The organism is Fulvivirga lutimaris, from assembly GCF_009711525.1.
Classification (GTDB): domain Bacteria; phylum Bacteroidota; class Bacteroidia; order Cytophagales; family Cyclobacteriaceae; genus Fulvivirga; species Fulvivirga lutimaris.
Map to the genome: position 1 here is coordinate 1 of NZ_SMLV01000053.1, position 816 is coordinate 816.

Genomic DNA, 816 nt, shown 5'->3' on the forward strand with positions numbered 1-816 from the left:
GACGAGGATCTAAGTGAATTGAAGGGATATATAGATGATTTTGGATTAGATGGTAGCTTAAAGGCAACAACAGCCACAACATTCTTTGCGCCAAACAATGCTGCGTTTGATAAGCTTAGAGCAACATTGGGAACTGATGACTTGGCGACAGTTGCACCGGCTATTATCAACTCTGTACTGGCCTTTCATGTAGTTCCGGGTGGAGCATTCACCAAAGCGCAACTTGTAACTGAAGTGTCTGTGGCAACAGCACAAGGTGAAAGTGTAGTTGTGAATACTGAAGCTTCAAATACAGGAACGATTAAAACTGGTGGTTCTGATGACGAGGTTATTATCTTAGAAGCAGATTTATTGGCTACTAACGGTGTAATGCATGTAGTTGAAACAATTCTAATTCCTCCAACCATTTTTGGGGCCATTGGAGTTAATTTGGGAAAACTGTCCCAGCCTGTATTATTAGGTTCTGATTTTACAACATTGGCTGCGGGTATTGCTAAGGCTGATGAATTTGCAGCTAGTGCTTCTCTTACAACTCTAAGTTCTATTTTAGCAGGAACGGATAACTATACAGTTTTTGCACCGACTAACGCAACATTTACTGCAGGATCAATTACAGTGGATACATTTTCTGGTCAAGAATGGTACGGCATAATTGCCAATCATGTTGTTCCAGGATTAGTTACTCCAGATGATTTAGTTACATGTGCTGAGTTTAACACAGCGGCAGCTGGTACACTAACCGTTTTTAATAATACTAGTATTGTCGCTGCAGATAATGGAATTGGAGTTTATATAGATTCAGATGGGGATGTTGAT

1 protein-coding gene is annotated in these 816 nt (G+C 40.3%); it reads left to right on the forward strand.

The annotated features are described in order from the left end of the window. The coding region (locus E1140_RS00140) for a fasciclin domain-containing protein (protein WP_155177938.1) at window positions 1-816 on the forward strand (816 nt) is incomplete at both ends.